Genomic DNA, 22,936 nt, shown 5'->3' on the forward strand with positions numbered 1-22,936 from the left:
GCCGCCTTTTTTATGGCCTGCGGCGCGGGTAGCTCCGGATCTTGGCGCCGCAGGCATTAATAATTCAACGGTGCGTCCCAAACTCTACGCCGAACCCGGCACCCAACGCGGACAGTAGAGGGAGCGCGAGGGTCTGGACCCTCGCATCTGAACTCCTTCTTACACACTTGTGTAATTCACTAACATCCGTTACCTTCTTCTTACGCGACCAAGAGCGCGATTCCCACGAGAGAGGATAACACATGGCCACCATCATTCAGGACGATACGATAGAGGACCAACAGCGTCAGGCGCCCGCGTTGATCCGTTATCTGGCGCCGGGGAATTTCGTCACGCGCCGCTATGTCCGTGCCGGGGCCGAGATCAACACCGGCGAATATCGCGATTACGAAGCGGTGGTGCGCGATGGTATGCCGATCCGTGGCCATTTCCAATTCGACAAGCACGGCTTCATGATCGGCAAGGGGGCAACCTCGGTCGAGGACTTCTGGAACCGGGAAGAGGTTGATGCCAAATACCATGAGGATGCGGCACGGATCATCCGCGACCTGACCGGGGCGGATCGTGTGGCGACGCAGGGGTGGATGATCCGCACCAGCGCAGACCTGAGCCAGCGGGCGCAGGAAAAGACGGATAATTATCAACATGCCGGCGGCATTCAGCCGCCCGCTGGCGAGGCGCATGTCGATTACAATACCCTGACCGGGCAAAAGGCCGCGGCGCGGATGCATGAGCAACATTTCGGGTCGCGCGATGGCTATCGCCGCTTTTGTTGCGTGTCGTTGTGGCGCACCTTCTCACCCGGCCCGCAGGATTGGCCGCTGGCGGTTTGCGACGGCCGTTCGGTGGCCGATGGCGAGGGCGTTTCGAACACTCTTTTCGTGGTTGATGAATTTCCGGTCGGGGATGCCTTGACCGCGCCGGTCGAGGGCGAGGATCAGATGATTGCAGCCTATATTTTCCGCCATAACCCGGCGCACCGCTGGTGGTATTTTTCGAATATGGAGCGCGACGACGTCCTTTTGTTCAAATTTCACGATAGCGACCATGATCGCACCTGGCGTTGTCCGCATACGGCCTTTCACGACACCAGCCTGCCGGGGGCGCAAACCCGCGCCAGTATTGAGTTGCGTGCGGTGGCCTATTGGGATTGATGGCGCTATAGTGTTGTAAATATTGAATAATAATTATAATTAACCCGTCGCCAACCCTATGCGAATCTGGTTGCGGCGGGTTTCCGTTTTTTGGCGTTTCGGGGAAAACGCTGAAATTGACGTTTCCGACAAATTTATATCGATTGTGCAAAGAAGGTGGGGGCTTGCTGCATAAATTGCCCCTTCTAGAGGGAAAACCGGTTAAACCGCTTGATTTCCCACCAAATGTGGAAATGCCAGAACGCATGTCGGAAACGCGCCAGACTTTAGAACAGCGTCGCAATCGCAACTATGAAGAAACACACCGCCAGTTGGTCGAGCGGGCGGTGGGCCTGATCGGGCGCGATGGAATAGATTCCTTGACGGTGGCCACGCTAGCGCGTGACGCACGCATGAATCGCTCCACGGTCTATTATCATTTCGAAAGTCGTGAGGCCTTGCTCGGCGCCGCCAAGGAATGGTTCGGCGCGCGTTTGAGCGAGATGATGGTCGCACCGGGCGATTCGCAGGCATGGTTGGAAAAAGCCGTGCAATTCGCGTTGAAGAACACCCAATTGATGCATGAATGGGTTATGGATCTGGTGAACCATGCCCCGATCAGCCGCAATTTTCCGCGATGGGACAGCCTGGTGGAACTGGCCTCTCGTTCGCCGCAGGTGGCGCGAATGGAGGACGGCAAGGGCGGTCCGGGCTCGTCTGATCCGTTGGACGCCGAAATCTGGGCCACGGTTTTGTTGGCCAGCGTGTTGATGGCGCCGCGTTTATTCCTGGCCGGGGTCAAACCGGATCAGGATGTCGGTGTGGTTGCGCGCTATTATGCGATGGTGTTGCGCCGTATGATGCAATCGTCACAGCGCGCCGCAAGATAAAGGGTGAGCGCGCAATGAATTGCGACAATTCGCGTTGCGCTTTCACTTGGCGTTCAGCCAGACGCTGGCTATAGGCCAAACCATGTCTAAGCCCAGCCTCAGCCTGTCGCCGCGTGTTGTCCTTCTTGCCTGTGCCGTTGGCGCGATGGCGATCACCGGTGGTTGTGCCGGTCGGGGCAAGAAGCCCAAGGATACCGCCTATGTCGCGCGCGACGTTGATTCGCTCTATCTTGAGGCGAAGAAGCGTCTGGATCAGGGCGAGGACAAGACCGCTGCCGCGCTGTTCGACGAGGTCGAGCGCCAGCACCCGTACAGCCCGTGGGCGCGCCGTGCCCAGTTGATGAGCGCATTCTCCTATTACTCGGCGCGCGATTACGCCAAGTCGGTTCAGTCGGCGCAGCGTTTCATCTCGATCCATCCGGGCAACAAGGATGCCGCTTACGCCTATTACCTGATCTCCCTGTGCTATTACGAGCAGATCAACGACGTCAGCCGCGACCAGAAGATTACGCTTCAGGCGCTTTCGGCGCTCAACGATGTGGTGCGCCGCTATCCCGGCACGCGCTATGCCACCGATGCGCGGCTCAAGATCGACCTTGTGAATGACCACCTGGCCGGCAAGGAAATGGACATTGGCCGCTTTTACGAGCGTTCGGGCCGCTGGCTGGCCGCCGACATCCGTTTCCGCAACGTGATCGATCAGTATCAGATGACCAGCCACACCGCCGAGGCGCTGTTCCGTCTGGTGGAAACCAATCTGGCGCTGGGTATTCCCGAGGAGGCGCAGAAATACGCCGCTGTTCTGGGTGCCAACTATCCGGGCAGCGAGTGGTACGAAAAAGCCTATGCCATGATGGGCAAATATGCCCCCGGCACAAAGGCGAGCTGATTTTCGGCCAAAGACGTCATTTGATAGGCCCGCGCCCCGGTGGCGCGGGCCTTTTCATTTGTCCGGCGTGGGGACGGGGCCACAGCTGTCGATGAACCCGTGAAATGTCTAACCCGGTGATTGACATTTTCTTTGGATGAGCGCTGTTATGCCGCCGCCATGCTATCGCAGAAAACCCGTTATACGATCCGCGCGCTTCAGCACCTCGCTGACCTGTGGCAGCAGGGTCCGATTCGGCTGGACGCGATTGCCGAAGCGCAGAATATCCCGCGCAAGTTTCTCACCGTTATCCTGTCGGAAATGGTGCGCGAAGGGCTGGTGATCAGCCATCGTGGCCGCGAGGGCGGCTATGAACTGGCGCTGGCGCCTTGTGATATACGCTATGGCGACATTATCCGCCTGACACGGGGCAGCCTTGCACTGGTGCCCTGTGCCAGCCGGTTTGCCCATGAACATTGCGCCAATTGCCTGCCAGAGGCAGATTGTCGCCTGCGTGGCCTGATGCTGGCCGTCCGCGACGAAATGGCGGCCATGCTCGACAGGTTGACTTTGGCCGACCCGATTTTGGTTGAGCCGCCTTTTTCCGATCCGCCCGAAGATGATGAGTCGCAGGCCCAGGCGGCGGAATAATTGCGGCCTATAGGGCAATGCCCTGATGCCGGTAAAATCGCGACTTAAACGACCCTTGGCGTAGATGACTGCCTCCATTGTCAGGCAGGTCAGTCATGAGCGAACTTCGGAAAATTCCTGATCCCAATCAGGCGGACTGGCTGGATGAAGCCGCCGCTGCGGCACTGGCCCGCGAGGTGCTGGAGGCGGCGCGGGATGGCGGCAAAGATGCTGTGGCATCGGCCAAAGTGTTGTTGCACCGCGACGCGCATGATCTGTTGGACGTTCATCAGGATCATTCGGGATTGTTTGTCGAACACTGGCTGATCATGGGCATCTGGGTGATCACGATTTTGGCGTCGACATGGCGGATGTTGTTTTGAAACCATAGACGTGCGCCCGCGCTTCGGCTAGAACGCCTAGCGAACATGTTGAGCCATCTTTCCATTCGCAACATCGTGTTGATCGAGGCGCTCGATCTCGCTTTCGCGCCGGGCCTTGGCGTGCTTACGGGTGAGACGGGGGCGGGCAAATCGATCCTGCTCGATGCATTGGGCCTGATTCTGGGCATGAGGGCCGATAGCGGCCTGGTGCGCGCGGGCGCCGATCTGGCCAGTGTGACGGCCTCGTTTGAGCCGGGCGCGCTCCATGGCGCGGTGGCGCATACTCTGGCCGAGGCCGGGGTGGAGGTGGAACCGGGCGAACCCATCCTGATTCGGCGTCAGATCAAGGCTGACGGCGGCTCCAAAGCCTTTATCAATGACCAACCCGCCAGCGTCGCCCTGCTGCGCGAGGTCGCGCCCTATCTGGTCGAAATTCATGGTCAGCATGATGATCGCGGACTGGTCAATCCGCGTGGGCATCGCGCTTTGCTCGATCGTTATGCGCGGGTCGATACCGCCGCGATGGAGGGGGCGTGGAAGGCTTGGGGGCAGGCCGAAGCCAAGCTGGCCAAGACCCGCGCCGCCATCGCCAAGGCGGCCGAGGATCGCGAACTCTATCAGGCCCATGTCGCCGAATTGGAGGCTCTTTGCCCACAGCCGGGTGAGGAAGAGGAACTGGCCACCGAACGAGCCACGATGCAGAAGGGAGAGCGTCTGGCGGGCGACCTTTCGGCGGTGCAGCAGGTCTTTACCGGATCGAACTCACCCTTGGCCGAATTGCGGGTTGCGGCGCGGCGTCTGGACCGAATCGCGGGTGAACATGCCTTGCTGGAAGAAGTTCTGGCCGCATTGGACCGGGCCATGATCGAGGCGGATGACGCTGAGGATAAGTTGAACCGGGCGTTGGACGAATTGGCCTTTGATCCGCTGGCATTGGACCGGGTGGAAACGCGCCTGTTTGAATTGCGCGCGGCGGGGCGCAAACATGGCTGCGCGGTCGATGATCTGCCTGCACGTTTGGAGGAAATGCGCGCCGCGTTGAACGCGATTGAGGGAGGCGAGGCCGAAGTCGTCGCGTTGGAACAGGCCGCGTCCAAGGCGCGCACGGCGTGGCTCAAACTGGCCGAGGCGGCCAGCAGCGCGCGCAGCGAAGCGGCCTTGCGCCTCGATGCGGCGGTCAAGGTGGAACTGGCCCCGCTCAAGCTGGATGCGGCGCGTTTTCGTACCGATGTTTCCCGGCTGGACGAAGGGCAATGGGGCGCGTCGGGCATGGACCGTGTCGAATTCATGATCGCGACCAACCCCGGCGCTGATTTCGCGCCTTTGGCCAAGATTGCCTCGGGCGGTGAATTGTCGCGTTTCATCCTGGCGCTCAAGGTGGCCTTGGCCGAAGAGGGCGGGGCCGCGACGATGATCTTTGACGAAATCGACCGCGGCGTCGGCGGCGCGGTGGCGCAGGCCATTGGCGAGCGTCTGGCGCGGCTGGCGTCATCCGGCCAATTGCTGGCCGTGACGCATAGCCCGCAGGTGGCGGCGCGCGGGGGACAGCATTATTTCATCGCCAAGAGCAACGATGGCTTTGTCACGCGCACCGGCGTCGTCCTGCTGGATGGCGCAGGGCGTCAGGAAGAGATTGCGCGCATGTTGTCGGGCGCGGAAATCACGCCCGAGGCGCGGGCGCAGGCGGATCGGTTGCTGGAACGGGTGTGACCTGCGCAAGTTTGTTGACGTTTGGGTACTGGAACACCGCAATTTCAACATTATCTTGGCGTCATGCATCCTTTAGATCGTCCGTTCTGGACCGCCCTCAACACCCGCCAATCCCATCTTGCGCATTGGAATGATGCGCGCACGGCCGTGCGGATCGATTCTGATTTCGGCCCTTTCGCCAATGCGGTGCCGGGGGAGAATGGGGCGCTGGCATCCTTGCTGAACGGGGCGGAGGATGAAATCTGGCTGGTTGAGCCCGAAGATGTGACCGCGCCCGGCCTGATCGCCAAAATGACCGCGCCTTTGGTTCAGATGGTGGCGGAAACATCCCCGCCAGAGGCTGATTTCGCCGGGATCGTACCCTTGGATGAAAGCCATGCCGATCAGATGAGCACGCTGGCCCTTGCCACAAAACCCGGACCTTGGGGGCCAAAGACGAGGCTGTATGGCCAATTCTACGGCATGTTCGATGGCGCAAAATTGATCGCCATGGCCGGTGAACGTGCCCGCCCCGGCGATGGCTGGACCGAGGTCAGCGGGGTTTGCACCGATCCCGACTATCGCGGGCGAGGGCTGGCGCGGCGGTTGATCCTGCGCGTGATGGCCGATCTGGCGGCGCGGGGCGATGCGTCCTATCTGCATTCATGGGCCGGGAATGCGGCGGCCATCGGGCTTTATGAACAACTGGGTTTCCGTATTCGGCGTCCGATGGTGGCGAGCGTGCTTGCCCTCGGCTAAGAGAGGGGCATGACATCGCCCACATCTTTGCCGACCGAAGCCGAAGCCGCCAATGAACTGATGCGCCTTGCCCGAAAGATCAATCGGGCGAACAAGGCGTATCACCTTAACGATTCGCCTGATATTTCGGACGCGGAATATGATGCGCTGGTGCGCCGCAATGCAGAGCTTGAGGCGGCCTATCCCCATCTGACCCGGCCCGACAGTCCGACCAACAAAGTTGGGCACGAGGTGGCCGCATCCCCCTTGCGTAAGGTCGCGCATGAGGTGCGGATGATGAGTTTGGATAATGCCTTCAACGACGAGGAAGTGGGCGAATTCGTCGCCCGCGTCCGCCGTTTCCTCAACCTTGCCGATGATGCGCCGGTGGCGTTCACGGCAGAGGACAAGATCGACGGCCTCTCGCTCTCGCTGCGCTATGAGCAGGGCAGGCTGGTGCGGGCGGCCACCCGCGGCGATGGACAGGTGGGCGAGGATGTGACCGCCAATGTCGCGCATATCCATGATATTCCGCAGCAATTGCGCGGCGATGTACCCGATGTTTTCGAAATTCGCGGCGAAGTCTATATGGAGCGCGCCGCCTTTCTTGCGCTGAATGAGCGGCAGGAACAGGCAGGCGACAAGACATTCGCCAACCCGCGCAACGCGGCAGCCGGTTCGCTGCGTCAGAAGGATGCACGGGTGACGGCCTCGCGCCCGCTGCGTTTCCTGGCCCATGGTTGGGGCGCGGCCAGCAGCGTTCCGGCGGCCAGCCAATGGGCGATGATGCAACAAATTGCGGCTTGGGGCGTGCCGGTTTCGCCATGGCTGCGGCGCTGCGATGGTCTGGCGGCGATGGTCGAGCATTACCGCAGCATTCAGGCAGAGCGCGTTGATCTGCCTTATGAAATCGACGGCGTGGTTTACAAGGTTGATGATTTTACGCTTCAGGATCGTCTCGGCTTCGTGGCAAAGGCCCCCCGCTGGGCCATTGCGCGCAAGTTTCCCGCAGAACGTGCCGAAACCACGCTGGAGGCCATCGATATTCAGGTGGGCCGCACGGGCAAGCTGACCCCGGTGGGGCGTTTGGCGCCGGTGCTGGTGGGCGGGGTGACGGTCACCAATGTCACGCTGCATAATCGGGATGAAATTGCGCGGTTGGGCGTGCGGATCGGCGACCGGGTCGTTTTGCAGCGGGCGGGCGACGTCATCCCGCAGGTTGTCGAAAACCTGACGCGGGATGTTGAACGCCCCGCCTTTGCCTTTCCCGATCATTGCCCCGAATGTGGGTCCGAGGCGGTGGCCGAAGAGGGGGAGGTCGATGTTCGCTGCACCGGGGGCCTGATTTGCCCCGCGCAACGGACCGAAAGGCTCAAGCATTTTGTCAGCCGTGGCGCGCTGGACATTGAAGGTTTGGGCGAAAAGACGATCATCGAATTTTTCAACCTTGGCTGGCTGGAAAGCCCTGCGGACATTTTCCGCCTGCAACGACGCCGCGCCGATATTGTCGGGCGCGAAGGGTGGCAGGATAAGTCTGTGGATAACCTGTTGAGCGCCATCGAGGCCAAGCGCCAGCCCGATGCGGCGCGCTTGCTGTTCGGGCTGGGGATTCGCCACGTTGGGGCGGTGACGGCGCGCGATCTGTGCAAGCGTTTCACGACATTGCCGGCCCTGCGCGAGGTGGCGCAAAAGGCCAACCAGTTGCGCACCGATGATACGGCGGGCGCGGCCGATTTGCCCGAAGTGGCCGACGCGCGGGCCGAGTTGGTGGGCATCGACGGCATCGGCCCTGCGGTGGTCGAGGCTTTGGGCGACTTCTTCCACGAGCCGCACAATGTCGCGGTTTGGGAGGATTTGCTGAGCGAAGTCAGCCCGCCCGACTATATCGTCGAAACCAAGGCCAGCGAGGTCGGAGGCAAGACGGTGGTGTTCACCGGCAAGCTGGAAACCATGAGCCGCGACGAGGCCAAGGCGCAGGCCGAAAGGCTGGGCGCCCGCGCCGCCGGGTCGGTCAGCGCGAAAACCGATCTGGTCGTGGCGGGGCCGGGGGCCGGGTCCAAACTGGCGCAGGCCGAAAAGCTGGGCATCGCGGTCATCACCGAGGCGGAATGGGCCGAAATTGTCGCGCGCGCCGGATAGGGGCCTGCGTACAAAATCTTACATTCACGGCCCTTGGCATTCCCTCGCGTTAGGATAGGTTCCCGCCTGACTGATAACTGGTGGGGAGTTTCTGATATGTCGAAGGCATGGTTGTTGGCGGGCGCTCTGGCCATGATGGCGCCGGGCGTTGCTCTTGCTCAGGGTAACAAGGCGGCGATTGCGGCGGCTCTGGCCGACAAGGATCGCCCGGAGGCCGACGTGTCGCGCGATGCCGGGCGCAAACCGGGCGAATTGCTGGCCTTTGCCGGGGTGAAGCCGGGGATGAAGGTGGGCGAATTGCTGCCCGGTGGCGGTTATTTCACGCGCCTGTTGTCCAAGGCCGTCGGTCCTAAGGGCGTCGTCTATATCTGGATGCCCGCCGGGACGCCGCCCGAACGTCTGGCGCGACTCGATCCCATTTTGAAAAATCCGGCCTTTGCCAATGTGAAGCTGGTTCTGGGCGAACAAATTGCGCCGCCGGAAAAGGTGGACCTGATCTGGACGACGCAGAATTATCACGACCTGCACCACACCGGCCGCAGCCCGGATGCCACCAATGCTGCGGCTCTGGCGGCGTTGAAGCCGGGCGGGACCTATCTGGTCAGCGACCATGCGGCCAAGGCCGGTTCGGGCACGACCGATACCGACAACCTGCACCGCATCGATCCTGAACTGGTGAAGATGGAAGTGGTCAAGGCCGGCTTCAAATTCGCAGGTGAAAGCAAGGCTCTGGCCAGTGCAGAAGACGATCACACCAAGAAGGTGTTCGAATTGCACGACAAGACGGATCAGTTTGTATTGAAGTTTACCAAGTAAGAGGTTTTGCCTCCGGCGGGCCAAGGGACTTGTCCCTTGGCAATCCCGTTAATGGAGCCAGGTTGGCTGCGTTGGACGAATTAAAACCTGCGGCACCAAGTTGTGCCACGGCATATACAGTAACAGGGAGCGCGAGGGACGAGTCCCTCGCATCCTCACTTCACCACTTCTTGGACCAATCCGGCAAAACGCCCATCTGCGAGGCATGGATCCGAGCGAAACGACGCTTGCGCAGCCACAAGATCGACCAGTCGCCCGAAACCATGCGCGCGGCCAAACGCATACCCGCGCGGCGGCAGGCGGCGCGTACCTGCGCCTCCTGCGTTTCCAGCAGGCCAGCCAGCAGCAGATGTCCGCCCGGAAGCAGAGCCTTGGCAAAATCGGGCGCGAGCGAAATCAGCGGCCCGGCCAGAATATTGGCGATCAAGAGATCATAGGGGCCACGCGCCTGAAGCACCGGATCATCCATGCCATCGGCCACAACCATGGTCAGTTCACCTTGGCGTGCGCCGATGGGCACATTGTTGATCTCGCAATTATGGTCGACCACGCCGACGCAGGCGGCATCAATGTCGCTGGCCGTGGCATAGGCCCGCGGCCAAAGGTGCAGCGCCGCAAAGGCCAAAAGCCCCGTGCCCGTACCGATGTCGGCCACATTGCGCGCGATGACGCCCTGATCCTTCATATGGCCCAGCATGGTCAGGCACCCGGCGGTCGTTTCGTGGTGGCCGGTGCCAAAGGCGCGGCTTGCCGGGATTTCGAAAGGCACCAGTCCGGGCACGGGCGCATGATCGGATGTGTGGACACAGAATCGGCCCGCCACGATCGGCTCCAACCCCTGCTGGCTTTCCGTGATCCAGTCGATGTCGGGTAGGCGTTCGATGATCAGTTTGGGCTTGGCATCGACAAAAAGTGCAAGGATCGCATCTTTGTCTGCCTTGCGCGGTTTGCGCGGCAAATAGGCTTCAAAAACCCATTCCTCCGGCTTGTCCTTGGCCACTTCACAGCCCGACAGCACAATCTCGAAATCCCAATCAAAGGCGTCTTCATGCGCGATCAGCGCCGCCTCGATCTGATTACGGGGGCCGAAAACGGTGATTTTCCAGTTTTCGAGGGATTCTTGGTTGTCGCTGGGCTCGGTCATAGGCGCGCAGATAGGCCCGCACGGCCACAATGCCAAGTCTCCGTGAAAATGCCGCCTGCGGGGCGATCAATTGCGACTTTAGCGGCAATGTATCATTGTCATGCTTGCACCGGGCCGGGATTTGGCTAAGGGGATTTTCGCGCGGGGCATTCCCGCAACGCAACATGAACCAGCCCAAAGGGGATTCGTCGTAATGGCTCAAGCCTCGCAAACCCGCAAAGCGCGGCCGCTTTCACCGCATTTGCAGATCTGGCGCTGGGGACCAGCTATGGCTGTCTCGATCCTGCATCGCGCCACCGGCAGCGCGGCTTCGTTTGCTGGCCTTGGCCTGCTGCTTTGCTGGCTGGGCACCCTTGCTGCAGGTCCCGACGCCTATGCGCTGTTTTTGGCGCAAGCTGGCACCTGGTATGGTCGGATCGTTCTGATCGGCGTCAGCTGGTCGGTTTTCAATCATGCCGTTTCGGGCGTGCGTCACTTCCTGCTCGACATCGGTGCGGGCTTTGAAGTGAAGAGCAACAATTTCTGGTCGGCGATTTGCCCGGTCATTGGCATTCTGCTGACGGCGGCCTTCTGGGCCTGCCTGCTGGCGCGCTAAGGGGATTTGGAAGATGGGTAACGGAACTTCCGTCGGCCGCGTCCGTGGTCTTGGCTCGGCCCATTCGGGTTCGCACCACTGGCTGATGCAGCGCTTTACCGCTGTCGGCAATCTTGTGCTGACCAGCTGGCTTGCCGTATCGTTCATGGCTCTGCCGAACTTTTCGTACATCACGATGCGCGACTGGATCGCCAGCCCCGTGACCGCGACCGGTCTGGCGCTGTTCGTGATCAGCACGTTCTGGCACGCTCGTCTGGGCCTTCAGGTCCTGTTCGAGGACTATGTGCATGAAGCCGGCGCCAAGTTTGCCGTCATGGCCGCTCTGAACCTGGCCGCTTTTGGCGGCGCGGCCTATGGCCTGTTCAGCATCCTCCGTCTTGCGCTGGGAGCATAAGATAATGTCCGCGCCTGCTTACAAGATCATCGATCACACCTATGACACCGTGGTTGTCGGCGCTGGCGGCTCCGGCCTGCGCGCCACCATGGGCAGCGCAGAAGCCGGTCTTCGCACCGCTTGCATCACCAAGGTGTTTCCGACCCGTTCGCACACCGTTGCGGCTCAGGGCGGCATTGCCGCTTCGCTTAAGAACAACACGCCCGACCACTGGACGTGGCATATGTACGACACCGTTAAGGGGTCGGACTGGCTGGGCGACCAGGACGCCATCGAATATATGGTGCGTGAAGCGCCTGCGGCCGTTTACGAACTGGAGCACGCGGGCGTGCCCTTCAGCCGTAACGCCGATGGCACGATCTATCAGCGTCCCTTTGGCGGCCACATGCAGAACATGGGCGAAGGCCCGCCGGTTCAGCGCACCTGCGCCGCGGCCGACCGTACCGGTCACGCCATGCTCCACGCGCTGTATCAGCAGTCGCTCAAGTATGACGCCGACTTTTTCATCGAATATTTTGCCATCGACCTCATCATGGACAATGGCAAATGCGTTGGCGTGATCGCCATCTGCCTCGATGACGGTACGATCCACCGTTTCAAGTCGCATGCTGTGGTTCTGGCCACGGGCGGTTATGGCCGTTCGTATTTCACCGCGACCTCGGCCCATACCTGCACCGGCGACGGCGGCGGCATGGTGCTGCGCGCTGGCCTGCCTTTGCAGGACATGGAATTCGTACAGTTCCACCCGACCGGCATTTACGGCGCGGGCGTGCTGATCACCGAAGGCGCGCGCGGCGAGGGCGGTTATCTGACCAACTCGCAGGGCGAGCGTTTCATGGAACGCTATGCTCCTTCGGCCAAGGATCTGGCTTCGCGTGACGTTGTGTCGCGTTCGATGGCGCTGGAAATCCGTGAAGGCCGCGGCGTTGGTCCGCATGGCGACCACATTTATCTGCACCTCGATCACATCGATCCCAAGGTGCTGGGCGAACGCCTGCCGGGCATCACCGAAAGCGGCAAGATCTTTGCCGGTGTCGACCTGACCCGCCAGCCTTTGCCGGTGGTGCCGACCGTTCACTACAACATGGGCGGCATTCCGTGTAACTATCACGGCGAAGTCGTGACCATCGGTGCGGACGGTAACCCCGACACCGTGGTTCCTGGCCTGTTCGCTGTGGGTGAAGCGGCCTGTGTGTCGGTCCATGGCGCGAACCGCCTTGGCTCGAACTCACTGATTGACCTTGTGGTGTTTGGCCGCGCAACGGGCCACCGCCTGAAGGAAATCGTGAAGCCGGGCATGGCGCATGCCGAACTGCCGGCTGACTCGGCCGATCTGGCGCTGACCCGTCTGGACCACTTCCGCCATGCCAAGGGCGGCAGCTCGACCGCGGAAATCCGCACCGAGATGCAGCGCACCATGTCGGGCCACGCGGCTGTGTTCCGTACCGACGAGCTGATGGCCGAAGGCAAGACCAAGTTGGCGGCGACCTATGACAAGATGCAGGACATCGCGATCAAGGACCGCTCGCTGATCTGGAACTCGGATCTGATCGAGACGCTGGAACTCGACAACCTGATCTCGCAGGCTTCGGTCACGCTGCATGGCGCGCATGCCCGCAAGGAATCGCGCGGCGCCCACGCTCACGAAGACTTCCCCGATCGCAACGATGCGGAATGGATGAAGCACACCGTGGGCTGGTTCGACGGCTGGGGCGGCAAGGGCGGCAACGTCAAGCTCGACTATCGTCCGGTCCACGAATACACGCTGACCGACGACGTCGAATATATCAAGCCGAAGAAGCGCGTTTACTAAGACGCTTTTTCCGATGGTTTGAAATGAAAAAGCCGGGGGCGCTGCCCTCGGCTTTTTCTTTGGCATTTGCGCGGGGCGGTGATCGTCAGACGGGTCGGGCGGGGTGTCCGCATCCCTTTTGCAGGCCGACGCCCTTCAGGAATGCCCTGCGCGCAAATCCGGCATAGATGGCCTGTTGCAGCGCGCGGCTTTCGGCATTCGCGCCGGTAATTTCGCGGACCACGCCGCGAAAGGGGATGATGCCGCCCACGATATCCTGCGCAACCTTGCCGGGGATCACGGCCTTGCCGCGTTTGCGCGCGCTATCGACATCTTCGCCCAGCACCCCGTTCAATTGGCCCACTTCACGCTGGATCGCGGGACAGCGCGCCATTCCCGCAAGGCTGTAGGGAGCGGATTGGGCGCGCACCAGAATGGCGGGCACCTTGTTCTTGCGAATGTTCAGATCGCTGAGCGGCGTCGTCGCCACATCCTCGGCCGAGGGGGCGGCATTGGTCACCGGCTTGGGTTTGGGCGGGGGCGCGGGTTCGGAATGGACAACGCGCGGCGCCACCAGAACGGGCAGCAAGGCGATGGCGATCAAACGGCAAAGGGACATGGGACTGGCTCGCTCTTCCATCAGGAACCGGGCCATTGCGGCCCTTGTCCTGATGAAATGCGCGAGATGCGAAAAGGTGGCGTTGATGGTGGACGTGAATGTCGGATGAGCAAAAAATTCAGAAACGGCGAACCGATTATCCGCGGATCGCGTCGAAAGTGTTGCACTTGGCCGGGTCGCCGCTTTCCATCCCTCGGCGCAGCCATTCCATGCGCTGGGCCGACGAACCGTGGGTAAAGGAGGCCTCAACCGGCGTGCGTCCGGCCGATTTCATCAGCGTGTCATCGCCGATTTGGTGGGCCGCATTCAGCCCGCTTTCCATATCACCCTTTTCCAGCCGGTCGCGGTTGCGCGCCGCCCACACGCCTGCGTAACAGTCGGCCTGAAGTTCCAGCCGGACCGATAGGGCATTGGCGGCATCGGGATTGGCCTGTTCCTGTTGGCGCACGCGGGCCGACGTGCCCAGCAGGCTTTGAACGTGGTGGCCATATTCATGCGCGATCACGTAATCGCGGGCAAACTGGCCGGTCGCGCCCAGTTCGGTGTCCATTTGGCGATAGAAATCGGTGTCGAGATAAATGCCATTGTCGGCAGGGCAATAGAATGGCCCCATCGCGCTTTGCGCAGCGCCGCATCCCGATGATCCGCGCGAGGAATAGAACACCAGACGGGGGCGCGCAAATTTATGTCCGCGATCGGCAAACAGCGTCCGCCATGTCTTGTTGAGTGAGGATAGCGCGTTGCAGCTTTCCCGGCTTGCCGCGTCGACCGTGCAACTGCTGGCCGCGTCGCTGCCGGTGGCCACGGGGCGCTGTTCGACAGGGGCGGCGATCTGGCTGCCACCGGCAAGGCCAAGCACGCTGAGCGGGTTGAAGCCGAGCATCCATGCGCCCACCATCAAGAGCGCAATCGTGCCAATGCCCAGCCCGCCGCCGCCCAGTTGCAGCCCCTGACCGCCGCCAAAGCCGAAACCGCCAAACCCTCCGCCGCGTCCGCGCTGGTCCTCGATATCCACATCATTAGGGTCGAAATCGTCAAGTCGCATCGCATGATCCCTGTCTTTATCTCTTAAATCGTGTTTTCCGCCTGTGGTTGCAAGGTGCGATCCATTTCATGGCGATGCATCGCGGCAACTTTCGGAATTTTCCCCATTTTGCCACCAACAGCGGTCTTGCGAGCAAGGCTGTTCTGTGTAGGCTGGCCCGCGATGACACGTGGCGGCTTAGCGACAGATGGCAAAAGGTGGCGCAGGCATGGGCTTGTGGCGCTGCGCTGGGCTGCGCTTTGCGCGGTGGCGGGGCTTTGCGCCGTGCCCGCCATTGGGCGAACGGACCGCGCGATCGAGGCGCAATTGCTCGATCATATCCGCATTCTGGCCAGTGATGAATTCGGCGGGCGCGAACCGGGCACCGATGGTGAGGCCAAGACACTGCGCTATATCGGTAAGCAATTGTTTGAAATGGGTTTGGTGTCGGGAACCAATCAGCCCGCCAACCCATGGTACGCGCCGATCAAACTGGTCGCGCGCGAACCGGCGGCGGGTGTTGCGCGTTTTTCCCGGCGCGGGCGGCTGATCCCCTTTGATCAGGCGCAGGCGCTGCTGCTGACATCGGGGCGGCGCAGTCTGGTGCAGGGCGCGCCGATCTATTTTGTGGGGCGCGGCACCACCGTCCCGCCGCGTGCGGAACTGGCGGGCAGGGTGGCCTTGCTGCTGGACAATCAGGGCGATTTGGGCGCCAAGGACACGCCCTATGCCGGGGATCGGTCGCAGCGTCAGAATGCGCTGCTGGCAGGCGGCGCAGCAGCGGTGGTGACGGTGCTGGATGGTCAGCGCAGTCTGGCCGGCGTGACCGAAAGGCGCCGCCGTCAGGGATACGCGTTGGCCAGTGAGGCGCTGGGCGGTGATCTGGAAGGTTTCCTGTCGCCCGAAGGGTTGGAGCAGGTTCTCGCCACATCGCCGGACAATCTGGCCAGCCTGCAAAAGGAGGCCGACAAGCCCGATTTCGCGCCGCGCCTGCTCGACGTTTCGGCCAGTTTTGAGGCGACGACGCGCGAAACCAATATTCGCACCCATAATATCATCGGCCGCATTCCGGGGCGAAAGCCGGGATCGGGCGCTGTGCTGCTGCTGGCCCATTGGGATCATTTCGGCCAATGCGCCAGCCCGCCGGCGGAACATCTGATCTGTAACGGCGCGGTGGATAATGCCAGCGGGGTTGCCGCCTTGCTGGAGGTGACGCGGCGGTTGGTCAAAGTGCCGGGGGGCATGGACCGCGACGTCATCGTTCTGTTCACCACGGGCGAGGAAATCGGCCTGTTGGGCGCAGAAGCCTTTGCCGAAAATCCGCCGGTGCCGTTGAAGAATATCGTGGCGGCGTTCAACATCGATTCGGTGGCGATTGCCCCCGCCGGAACGCCGGTGGGCATTGTCGGGCGGGGGATGACGGTTCTGGACACGGGTATCGCCACGGTGGCGCGAGAACAGAAGCGCAAGCTGTCCGTGTCGGACGAACCCAATCGCTATATCCGGCGGCAGGATGGCTGGGCCTTGATGTCGCATGATTTGCCCGCGGTGATGGTGACCAGCGCCTATGGCGATATCAACCGTTTGGAGAAATATTTCGACACCGATTATCACCGCCCGCAAGATGTGGTGAAGCCGGGTTTGGAATTGGGTGGCGCGGCCGAAGATGTGGCTTTTCATGTCGCGCTGGTGCAGTATTTTGCCGATACCAAACGCTTTCCGGCCACGGTGCTGACGGGGACTCGTTAAGACGGTCCGCCAAGGATTGATGGGCGGTGAACGGGCGGTTCATGAACGGCCAATACGGTCGGGAATATCCAAAGTCTGTCGTGCTTTGCTACGAGGAGGGATTTTATGAAAAAGCTGCTTCTGCCTTTTGCCATGATGGCTTTGATCGCCGTTCCCGCTACTGCTGAGGCTTCACAGTGCCGCAATGCCAAGGGCCAGTTTGCCAAGTGTGGCACGCCGGGCGCTATGGCTCCGGGGCAGACCAAGGCCAAGATGGCGCCGCCCGCGATGAAGCCCGCAGCCCCGGCGATGAAGCCCGCCGCGCCCGCCATGAAGCCTGCCGCAGCGCCCGCGATGGCACCGGCCAAGAAGGGGCCGTGCAAGGACGCCAAGGGCAAGTTTATCAAATGTGCCGCATAATCGTTTGACGCGATTTTGACGGGTTCGAAACAGCGCGTTGGGCACTTGCCTGACGCGCTGTTTTGCTATGTATTGTCACTGGGTTGGCGTGATGGACATCGAATATATGCCTAATCGTTAACCATTTTTGGTCATAATTCATCATTGAGAATTGTACGAGGATTTGCGCAACGGGAATAAATGGGGGGCCTGAAATATGGTTGTTCCCAGAAGGGCTTGCCATGAATTTCTACCTTGCCACCTCATCGATTTTTCCGCGCAGTTTGCGAACGCGGATTTTCTTTCTTTGCTTTGTGGCAACGCATGTCCCGCTTTTGGCCTATATCGTTTGGGGTGTAGCGACCGGAGAGATCGGCGCCCATGCCTTCTGGCTGCTGTTGGGCGCGACAATTGTTGGCACCGTCATCGCGCTGTTGGGCATTGGCGCGCTGCTGGCTCCGATTGAGAAATTGGCCGATGCCTTGGATGAGGACGGCGAAGAGGGCATGCACCAATTGCCCCAGGCGCAGGATCTGATCCAAAAACTGTACAATGGTGTTCATCGGGCCAAGCGTTCAAGCGACAAGGCGATGCGCGAACTCGATCTGGTTGCGCATGAAGACCTGTTGACGGGCATCCTGAATCGCCGCGGTTTCCTCAAAAAACTCAACGCCCTGCCGGCAAGCCAGCGCCATGGTTGTTTTGCCATTCTCGACATTGACCATTTCAAACAGGTCAATGACGAGATGGGCCATGACGAAGGCGATCGCGTTCTGCGCGCTCTGGCCGTCCGTTTGTCGGAGCAGACCCGCCGGGCCGATATTGTCGGGCGCTGGGGCGGCGAGGAATTCGTGATCTTCTTTCACGGCGTGATTGAGAGCGAGGCCTGCTGGGCGCTGGAACGGATCGCGTGGCGGATGCAGGGCGATCCGATCGGGCGGATCAAGGGGCGCCCGGTGACCTTCTCTGGCGGCGTATGTCGCTGGATCGAAGGCGATCTGGACGGGTCGCTGCTGCATGCGGACGAGGCTTTGTATGAGGCCAAGCGTAACGGGCGTGATCAGGTTTGCACCGCTGTGGCCTTAACCCCGGCGCGTTGAACCATGCCCAATTTCACCTTGCGTCCCTCGCGACCAGAGGATGGCGAGAGGGCCGTGGCGATTTGGCGCGCGGCTGTGGCGGCCTCGCATGACTTCCTGAGCGAGGCGGACCGGGCGGCCATTGATGCCGAGGTCGCCGCCTTTCTGCCCTCGGCCCCCATGTGGTTGGCGGTGGACGGGGCGGACTATCCGCTGGCCTTTATGTTGGTCGATGGAGAGATGATCGAGGCCTTGTTTGTCGATCCAGCCTATCAAGGGCAAGGTGTGGGCCGGGCGTTGATCGAGCAGGCCGTTTTGTTGGGCGGTGGCAAGCGGGTGGATGTGAATGAAGGCAACCCGCAGGCCTTGGCTTTTTATCGCCATCTTGGGTTCGAGGTTGTGGGGCGATCTCCCTTTGATGCGCAGGGTCGGGCGCTGCCTTTGCTGCATTTGCAGCGATAATCCTGCCTTGTCATGAAATAGGCTGCAAAACCCCCCTAGCCCTACGCGCCATGCTTGTTTACATGGGCCGCCACGAATCGATGGGCGGTTTCATCCAACAGCCCCTCAGCATGGGAATACAGCGTGGCGATCATGGACATCTCTCTCGGCCTTACCTTCGACGACGTGCTGCTGCGTCCTGCCGAAAGCGACATCGTGCCCTCCATGGCCGATACGCGCACCTGGCTGACCAAAGGCATTGCACTTAACATCCCCGTCATCTCGTCCGCGATGGACACCGTGACCGAGGCCGACATGGCCATCGTCATGGCGCAGTTGGGCGGGATCGGGGTTTTGCACCGCAATCTGACGGTTGAGGAACAGGTTGCCGCTGTGCGCGCGGTCAAGCGTTTCGAAAGCGGCATGGTGGTCAACCCGATCACCGTCGGCCCTGACGCCACGCTGGGTGAAGCGCGCGCGATCATGCAGGCCAACCGCATCAGCGGCATCCCCGTGGTCGAAGCCAGCGGCAAGCTGGTGGGTATCCTGACCAACCGCGACGTACGCTTTGCCGATAATGCGGCCCAGCCGGTGCGCGAATTGATGACGCATGAAAACCTTGCCACCGTGCGCGCAGGCGTCAATCAGGAAGAAGCGCGCAAGCTGCTGCACGCCCGCCGCATTGAAAAGCTGCTGGTGGTGGACGATGCCTATAAGTGCGTTGGCCTGATCACGGTCAAGGACATTGAAAAGGCCGTCAATTATCCCAGCGCGACCAAGGATGGCGCAGGCCGTCTGCGCGTGGCGGCGGCGACGACCGTGGGCGAGAAGGGTTTTGAACGCACCTCGGCGCTGATCGAGGCGGAATGCGACGTCGTGATCGTCGACACCGCGCATGGCCATAATAAGGACGTGGCCCGCTCGGTCGAGCGCGTGAAGGTACTTTACCCCCATGCACAGGTGGTGGCTGGCAACGTCGCCACGGCTGAGGCGACCAAGGCGTTGATCGACGCAGGCGCGGATGCGGTCAAGGTCGGCATCGGGCCTGGCTCGATCTGCACCACGCGCATCGTGGCAGGCGTCGGCGTGCCCCAGTTGACGGCCATTATGGAAGCTGCCAGCGCGGCCCGTGAATTGGGCGTTCCGGTGATCGGCGATGGCGGTCTGCGCACTTCGGGCGACGCGGCCAAGGCTCTGGCGGCGGGCGCTTCGACCGTTATGGTCGGCTCGTTGCTGGCCGGGACCGAGGAAGCGCCGGGCGAAACTTTCATCTATCAGGGCCGTGCCTACAAGGCCTATCGCGGCATGGGCAGCGTTGGCGCCATGGCTCGCGGGTCGGCCGACCGCTATTTCCAGCAGGACATCAAGGACCAGATGAAGCTGGTGCCTGAAGGCATCGAAGGTCAGGTGCCGTATAAAGGCCCGGCCAAGGATGTCATTCACCAGTTGGTCGGCGGCGTGAAGGCGGCCATGGGCTATACCGGCTGCGCCACCATCGAGGAATTGCGCACCAAGGCGAAGTTCGTCCAGATCACCAATGCTGGCTTGAAGGAAAGCCATGTTCACGACGTGACCATCACGCGTGAGGCGCCGAATTATCCGACGCGTTAATGGGGTTTTCGGGGGTTTTATGCCTCCGGCGGGCAAAGGGTCTCGACCCTTTGCAATCCCGTTAATGGGTGGCGCATGATTTGCACAGTTATGTGATGATTGTTGAAAGCCTGCGGCGCGGAGAGCTTGCTCCATAAAGCGCCGCAGGCTTTTGGTTTCCGGCGTAGCGTCCGACACTCTTTGGCCGAACCCATGGCGCAACGAAGACAGTAATGGGAGCGCGAGGGACGAGTCCCTCGCATATCTTTTTTCTTGAAACCCCCAAAAGGCAAAGCCCACCCGACATGACCCCCCAAGCCCGTGTTCAGGCCGCAATCGAGATCCTCGACGAAGTGATCGCCGCCGCACGCAGGCAGGGCGCTCCGGCGGATCGGATCATCACCGAATGGTTCCGTACGCGCCGCTTTGCGGGCAGCAAGGACCGGCGGGCGGTGCGTGAACTGGTTTACGGCGCCATTCGTGCCTGCGGGCCGGTTCCGGTCAGCGGCCGTGCGGCGATGCTGCGTGTGGCACAAGGCGATGCGGGATTGGCCGCGCTGTTTGACGGTGGCCGCCATGCGCCCGCGCCGATCGATCCGCAGGAAGAAGTGGCAGCGGGCGGCGTTGCTCCCGACTGGCTGGAACGGCGTCTGGCCGATGGCGGGGTTGAGGGGGATGCAGCGCTGACCCTTCTGGACCGCGCGCCCTTGGACATTCGCGTGAATACGCTCAAGGCGGACCGTGCCTCGCTGTCCTTGCCGGAGGCGGGGGAACCCTTGCTGGCCCCCAACGGTTTGCGTTTTGCGCCCAATACGCCGGTCGAGGGTTGGGATGCCTATGAACAAGGGCAGATCGAGGTTCAGGACGGCGGATCGCAACTGGTCTGCAACGTGGTTGAGGCGCAGCCGGGCGAAACCGTGATCGACCTTTGCGCCGGGGCCGGGGGCAAAACGCTGGCTCTGGCCGCCGCCATGGGCAATCGGGGGCGGTTGATCGCCTGTGACGTAGATCGCGCACGCCTGTCACGTCTGGCGCCTCGGGCAGAGCGGGCCGGTGCGCTGATCACCCAAACCGTCCTGATGAACCCCAACCGCGAAGTTGACACGCTGTCGCCCTTCATGGGGCAGGCCGACGCGGTTCTGATCGATGCGCCGTGCAGCGGAACGGGCACATGGCGCCGCAATCCCGAAGCGCGCTGGCGTCTGACCGAGGCGGAATTGGGCCGCATCACCGCCATTCAATCGCGGCTGCTTGATCTGGCCGTGGGATTGCTCAAACCGGGCGGACGGGTCATTTTTGTCACCTGCTCGCTGCTCGACGAAGAAGGCGCGGATCAGTTCGCTGCTTTCCTGAAGCGCCACCACAATGTGGCGGCCATGCCCATCGATTTGGGCGCAGGTCAGCAGCGCGGCGAAGGAATCCGGCTTTCGCCCGCCCATGATGGCACCGACGGCTTCTTTGTTGCGCGCGCCCGCTTGTTGTAAGCGCAACCCTTTGGTAGCAATAACGTCATGTTCGAGGCCTCCCCAGATATTCGGCGGTTTCGCCCCGTTTCTGCCAAGGAAATAGTCATGCGCTTTGCTCCCGTCTCGGTCGCCCTCTCGCTGGCTCTGGCCGTTGCGGCCAGCAGCAGCCATTCGGCCCCGGTCGAGGTGCTGGACCCGCGGGCGGCGGCGCTGGAGGATGCAGGGCGTGCAGCGCTGAATTCGGGCGAGGTGGACAAGGCGACCGACGCGTTTGAATCGGCGCTGGCCATTCAGCCCGGATCGAGCCGGATCACGATTTCGTTGGCACAGGCTGCGCGAATGCAGGGGATGCAGGGCAAGGCGCTGCATTACTATCGCACCGTTCTGTCGCATGATCCGCAGAATATCGATGCGGTGGCGGGCGAAGGAGAGACTTTGGCCGAAAAGGGCGCGCTGGAAAAGGCGCGGGAAAATCTGGCCAAGGTGGAAAGTCTGGGCGGTAAGGGCGGCGATGCGGCCAACCGTCTTGCGGCCGCCATTGCCAAAGGTGCGCTCCCCAATGCCGCGCCCAAGGTGGTGAGCGCGGCCGATGTGGCGGGCAAACCCGCCACGCAGAGCAATTGATCAGATCAGCGCGCGGAATTCTTCGAGAACGGCGCGATAGACCCGCTTTTTGAACGGCACGATCAAATCGGGCAGGCTGTCGGCATCCGCCCATTTCCACGCCTCAAATTCGGCCGGCGCATGGGCGTTGAGGTTTACGTCCGAATCCTGTCCGGTAAAGCGGAACAGGAACCAGTGCTGACGCTGGCCGCGATATTTGCCCTTCCACATCTTGCCAATCAGGTGATCGGGCAGATCATAGAGCAATTCTTCGCGAGTTTGGGCCAGGATCGTGACGTGTTCTTCGCCAACGCCGGTTTCCTCGTGCAATTCGCGAAGGGCCGCTGAACGCAATTCCTCGCCCGGATCGACGCCGCCCTGCGGCATTTGCCAGAAATCGCCTTCGCCATCGACGGTGCTTTCGCGCTGATCGATTCGGCGGCCGACAAAGACCTTGCCATGGGCGTTCACCAGCATCACGCCAACGCAGGGACGGTAGGGCAGGGAGGCAAGATCGGTCATGGTTTTGGGCGGACTTTCATAATGGGTGCCACGGGCAGGATAGAGGCAATGCGCGGGGCTTCAAAGGAGAAAAGCTTGGCGCAAAGGGGAAAAGCTTGGGGGCGGGGCCATAGAATCACGATTGGCGCTTGACTAGAGCCCGCAACAGGTTTTGGGCATTTCCGACAGGTCCGCTCGCGCAATGGCGGCAAAAACTGTGGGCAGGAACGATCCGTTTTTGTCCTGACAGTTTTTCTCAATTGCGCATGCGATGC

At 61.5% G+C, this 22,936-nt stretch carries 23 protein-coding genes; 19 read left to right on the forward strand and 4 right to left on the reverse strand.

The features are described from left to right. The first annotated feature begins 242 nt into the window (after nt 1-242). The 9 genes from ACZ9HU_RS05540 (at nt 243) to ACZ9HU_RS05580 (ending at nt 9,286) form a co-directional block, all read left to right on the forward strand. Nucleotides 243-1,154, forward strand: a complete 912-nt coding sequence (locus ACZ9HU_RS05540) for a CmcJ/NvfI family oxidoreductase (RefSeq protein WP_476103240.1) — start codon at nt 243-245, stop codon at nt 1,152-1,154. A gap of 245 nt (nt 1,155-1,399) precedes the next feature. Continuing rightward, nucleotides 1,400-2,023: a TetR/AcrR family transcriptional regulator gene (locus tag ACZ9HU_RS05545; RefSeq protein WP_476103242.1), complete on the forward strand. Its 624-nt coding sequence runs from the start codon at nt 1,400-1,402 to the stop codon at nt 2,021-2,023. Between the two features lie 82 nt (nt 2,024-2,105). Then, nucleotides 2,106-2,912 (forward strand): outer membrane protein assembly factor BamD, encoded by an 807-nt coding sequence (locus ACZ9HU_RS05550; RefSeq protein WP_476103244.1) that lies wholly within the window; start codon nt 2,106-2,108, stop codon nt 2,910-2,912. Between the two features lie 159 nt (nt 2,913-3,071). Continuing rightward, on the forward strand, nt 3,072-3,542 hold the full coding sequence (locus ACZ9HU_RS05555; protein ID WP_476103246.1) for an RrF2 family transcriptional regulator: 471 nt from the start codon (nt 3,072-3,074) through the stop codon (nt 3,540-3,542). A gap of 95 nt (nt 3,543-3,637) precedes the next feature. Beyond that, on the forward strand, nt 3,638-3,904 hold the full coding sequence (locus ACZ9HU_RS05560) for a hypothetical protein (protein WP_476103248.1): 267 nt from the start codon (nt 3,638-3,640) through the stop codon (nt 3,902-3,904). A 45-nt stretch (nt 3,905-3,949) separates the two neighbouring features. Next, a complete protein-coding gene (gene recN / locus ACZ9HU_RS05565; RefSeq protein ID WP_476103250.1) occupies nt 3,950-5,614 on the forward strand; it encodes a DNA repair protein RecN in 1,665 nt (554 codons plus the stop codon). Nucleotides 5,615-5,677: 63 nt separating this feature from the next. After that, complete coding sequence (locus ACZ9HU_RS05570) at nt 5,678-6,352, forward strand: GNAT family N-acetyltransferase (protein WP_476103252.1); 675 nt, start codon at nt 5,678-5,680, stop codon at nt 6,350-6,352. 9 nt (nt 6,353-6,361) lie between these two features. After that, nucleotides 6,362-8,470: an NAD-dependent DNA ligase LigA gene (ligA, locus tag ACZ9HU_RS05575; RefSeq protein ID WP_476103254.1), complete on the forward strand. Its 2,109-nt coding sequence runs from the start codon at nt 6,362-6,364 to the stop codon at nt 8,468-8,470. Between the two features lie 96 nt (nt 8,471-8,566). After that, nucleotides 8,567-9,286 carry a class I SAM-dependent methyltransferase gene (locus tag ACZ9HU_RS05580; protein WP_476103256.1) on the forward strand — a complete coding sequence of 240 codons (720 nt, stop codon included), beginning with the start codon at nt 8,567-8,569 and terminating at the stop codon, nt 9,284-9,286. A 160-nt stretch (nt 9,287-9,446) separates the two neighbouring features. On the opposite strand, the gene ACZ9HU_RS05585 is transcribed toward ACZ9HU_RS05580, so the two are convergent. After that, entirely contained in the window at nt 9,447-10,430 is a 984-nt protein-coding gene (locus ACZ9HU_RS05585; protein ID WP_476103258.1) for a 50S ribosomal protein L11 methyltransferase, read from the reverse strand. 193 nt (nt 10,431-10,623) lie between these two features. On the opposite strand from ACZ9HU_RS05585, the gene sdhC reads away from it, so the two are divergent. Genes sdhC through sdhA form a run of 3 tightly spaced genes read left to right on the forward strand, consistent with a single transcriptional unit; the run spans nt 10,624 to nt 13,232 of the window. Beyond that, nucleotides 10,624-11,025 carry a succinate dehydrogenase, cytochrome b556 subunit gene (gene sdhC, locus ACZ9HU_RS05590; RefSeq protein WP_476103260.1) on the forward strand — a complete coding sequence of 134 codons (402 nt, stop codon included), beginning with the start codon at nt 10,624-10,626 and terminating at the stop codon, nt 11,023-11,025. 13 nt (nt 11,026-11,038) lie between these two features. Beyond that, the gene (sdhD, locus tag ACZ9HU_RS05595) at nt 11,039-11,419 is read left to right on the forward strand and encodes a succinate dehydrogenase, hydrophobic membrane anchor protein (protein WP_476103262.1); all 381 of its coding nucleotides are present in this window, start codon (nt 11,039-11,041) and stop codon (nt 11,417-11,419) included. Between the two features lie 4 nt (nt 11,420-11,423). Next, nucleotides 11,424-13,232, forward strand: a complete 1,809-nt coding sequence (gene sdhA, locus ACZ9HU_RS05600) for a succinate dehydrogenase flavoprotein subunit (protein WP_476103264.1) — start codon at nt 11,424-11,426, stop codon at nt 13,230-13,232. Nucleotides 13,233-13,317: 85 nt separating this feature from the next. Here the strand turns inward: sdhA and ACZ9HU_RS05605 are convergent, their stop codons facing one another. Continuing rightward, complete coding sequence (locus ACZ9HU_RS05605; protein WP_476103266.1) at nt 13,318-13,830, reverse strand: hypothetical protein; 513 nt, start codon at nt 13,828-13,830, stop codon at nt 13,318-13,320. A 136-nt stretch (nt 13,831-13,966) separates the two neighbouring features. Then, complete coding sequence (ypfJ, locus tag ACZ9HU_RS05610; protein ID WP_476103268.1) at nt 13,967-14,875, reverse strand: KPN_02809 family neutral zinc metallopeptidase; 909 nt, start codon at nt 14,873-14,875, stop codon at nt 13,967-13,969. A gap of 216 nt (nt 14,876-15,091) precedes the next feature. Here ypfJ and ACZ9HU_RS05615 point away from each other — a divergent pair, with 216 nt between their 5' ends. The 7 genes from ACZ9HU_RS05615 (at nt 15,092) to ACZ9HU_RS05645 (ending at nt 22,181) form a co-directional block, all read left to right on the forward strand. Beyond that, nucleotides 15,092-16,603, forward strand: coding sequence for a M28 family metallopeptidase (locus ACZ9HU_RS05615; RefSeq protein WP_476103270.1), 1,512 nt, complete (start codon nt 15,092-15,094; stop codon nt 16,601-16,603). Between the two features lie 105 nt (nt 16,604-16,708). After that, nucleotides 16,709-17,002: a hypothetical protein gene (locus tag ACZ9HU_RS05620; protein ID WP_476103272.1), complete on the forward strand. Its 294-nt coding sequence runs from the start codon at nt 16,709-16,711 to the stop codon at nt 17,000-17,002. 221 nt (nt 17,003-17,223) lie between these two features. Beyond that, the gene (locus tag ACZ9HU_RS05625) at nt 17,224-18,081 is read left to right on the forward strand and encodes a GGDEF domain-containing protein (RefSeq protein WP_476103274.1); all 858 of its coding nucleotides are present in this window, start codon (nt 17,224-17,226) and stop codon (nt 18,079-18,081) included. Between the two features lie 3 nt (nt 18,082-18,084). Continuing rightward, nucleotides 18,085-18,522: an acetyltransferase gene (locus ACZ9HU_RS05630; RefSeq protein ID WP_476103276.1), complete on the forward strand. Its 438-nt coding sequence runs from the start codon at nt 18,085-18,087 to the stop codon at nt 18,520-18,522. Nucleotides 18,523-18,654: 132 nt separating this feature from the next. Continuing rightward, nucleotides 18,655-20,112, forward strand: coding sequence for an IMP dehydrogenase (gene guaB / locus ACZ9HU_RS05635; RefSeq protein ID WP_476103279.1), 1,458 nt, complete (start codon nt 18,655-18,657; stop codon nt 20,110-20,112). Nucleotides 20,113-20,396: 284 nt separating this feature from the next. Beyond that, a complete protein-coding gene (locus ACZ9HU_RS05640) occupies nt 20,397-21,575 on the forward strand; it encodes an RsmB/NOP family class I SAM-dependent RNA methyltransferase (RefSeq protein ID WP_476103282.1) in 1,179 nt (392 codons plus the stop codon). Nucleotides 21,576-21,662: 87 nt separating this feature from the next. Then, complete coding sequence (locus ACZ9HU_RS05645) at nt 21,663-22,181, forward strand: tetratricopeptide repeat protein (RefSeq protein WP_476103285.1); 519 nt, start codon at nt 21,663-21,665, stop codon at nt 22,179-22,181. Here the strand turns inward: ACZ9HU_RS05645 and ACZ9HU_RS05650 are convergent, their stop codons facing one another. Beyond that, the gene (locus ACZ9HU_RS05650) at nt 22,182-22,682 is read right to left on the reverse strand and encodes an RNA pyrophosphohydrolase (protein WP_476103289.1); all 501 of its coding nucleotides are present in this window, start codon (nt 22,680-22,682) and stop codon (nt 22,182-22,184) included. Nucleotides 22,683-22,936: the final 254 nt, after the last annotated feature.

Source organism: Novosphingobium sp. Sphag1I (genome assembly GCF_056279125.1).

What these genes read in the sequence shown, in the direction of transcription:
- ACZ9HU_RS05540 (WP_476103240.1), top strand. Translation starts at nt 243, where the DNA reads ATGGCCACCATCATTCAGGACGATACGATAGAGGACCAACAGCGTCAG.
- ACZ9HU_RS05545 (WP_476103242.1), top strand. Translation starts at nt 1,400, where the DNA reads ATGTCGGAAACGCGCCAGACTTTAGAACAGCGTCGCAATCGCAACTAT.
- ACZ9HU_RS05550 (WP_476103244.1), top strand. Translation starts at nt 2,106, where the DNA reads ATGTCTAAGCCCAGCCTCAGCCTGTCGCCGCGTGTTGTCCTTCTTGCC.
- ACZ9HU_RS05555 (WP_476103246.1), top strand. Translation starts at nt 3,072, where the DNA reads ATGCTATCGCAGAAAACCCGTTATACGATCCGCGCGCTTCAGCACCTC.
- ACZ9HU_RS05560 (WP_476103248.1), top strand. Translation starts at nt 3,638, where the DNA reads ATGAGCGAACTTCGGAAAATTCCTGATCCCAATCAGGCGGACTGGCTG.
- recN (WP_476103250.1), top strand. Translation starts at nt 3,950, where the DNA reads ATGTTGAGCCATCTTTCCATTCGCAACATCGTGTTGATCGAGGCGCTC.
- ACZ9HU_RS05570 (WP_476103252.1), top strand. Translation starts at nt 5,678, where the DNA reads ATGCATCCTTTAGATCGTCCGTTCTGGACCGCCCTCAACACCCGCCAA.
- ligA (WP_476103254.1), top strand. Translation starts at nt 6,362, where the DNA reads ATGACATCGCCCACATCTTTGCCGACCGAAGCCGAAGCCGCCAATGAA.
- ACZ9HU_RS05580 (WP_476103256.1), top strand. Translation starts at nt 8,567, where the DNA reads ATGTCGAAGGCATGGTTGTTGGCGGGCGCTCTGGCCATGATGGCGCCG.
- ACZ9HU_RS05585 (WP_476103258.1), bottom strand. Translation starts at nt 10,430, where the DNA reads ATGACCGAGCCCAGCGACAACCAAGAATCCCTCGAAAACTGGAAAATC.
- sdhC (WP_476103260.1), top strand. Translation starts at nt 10,624, where the DNA reads ATGGCTCAAGCCTCGCAAACCCGCAAAGCGCGGCCGCTTTCACCGCAT.
- sdhD (WP_476103262.1), top strand. Translation starts at nt 11,039, where the DNA reads ATGGGTAACGGAACTTCCGTCGGCCGCGTCCGTGGTCTTGGCTCGGCC.
- sdhA (WP_476103264.1), top strand. Translation starts at nt 11,424, where the DNA reads ATGTCCGCGCCTGCTTACAAGATCATCGATCACACCTATGACACCGTG.
- ACZ9HU_RS05605 (WP_476103266.1), bottom strand. Translation starts at nt 13,830, where the DNA reads ATGTCCCTTTGCCGTTTGATCGCCATCGCCTTGCTGCCCGTTCTGGTG.
- ypfJ (WP_476103268.1), bottom strand. Translation starts at nt 14,875, where the DNA reads ATGCGACTTGACGATTTCGACCCTAATGATGTGGATATCGAGGACCAG.
- ACZ9HU_RS05620 (WP_476103272.1), top strand. Translation starts at nt 16,709, where the DNA reads ATGAAAAAGCTGCTTCTGCCTTTTGCCATGATGGCTTTGATCGCCGTT.
- ACZ9HU_RS05625 (WP_476103274.1), top strand. Translation starts at nt 17,224, where the DNA reads ATGAATTTCTACCTTGCCACCTCATCGATTTTTCCGCGCAGTTTGCGA.
- ACZ9HU_RS05630 (WP_476103276.1), top strand. Translation starts at nt 18,085, where the DNA reads ATGCCCAATTTCACCTTGCGTCCCTCGCGACCAGAGGATGGCGAGAGG.
- guaB (WP_476103279.1), top strand. Translation starts at nt 18,655, where the DNA reads ATGGACATCTCTCTCGGCCTTACCTTCGACGACGTGCTGCTGCGTCCT.
- ACZ9HU_RS05640 (WP_476103282.1), top strand. Translation starts at nt 20,397, where the DNA reads ATGACCCCCCAAGCCCGTGTTCAGGCCGCAATCGAGATCCTCGACGAA.
- ACZ9HU_RS05645 (WP_476103285.1), top strand. Translation starts at nt 21,663, where the DNA reads ATGCGCTTTGCTCCCGTCTCGGTCGCCCTCTCGCTGGCTCTGGCCGTT.
- ACZ9HU_RS05650 (WP_476103289.1), bottom strand. Translation starts at nt 22,682, where the DNA reads ATGACCGATCTTGCCTCCCTGCCCTACCGTCCCTGCGTTGGCGTGATG.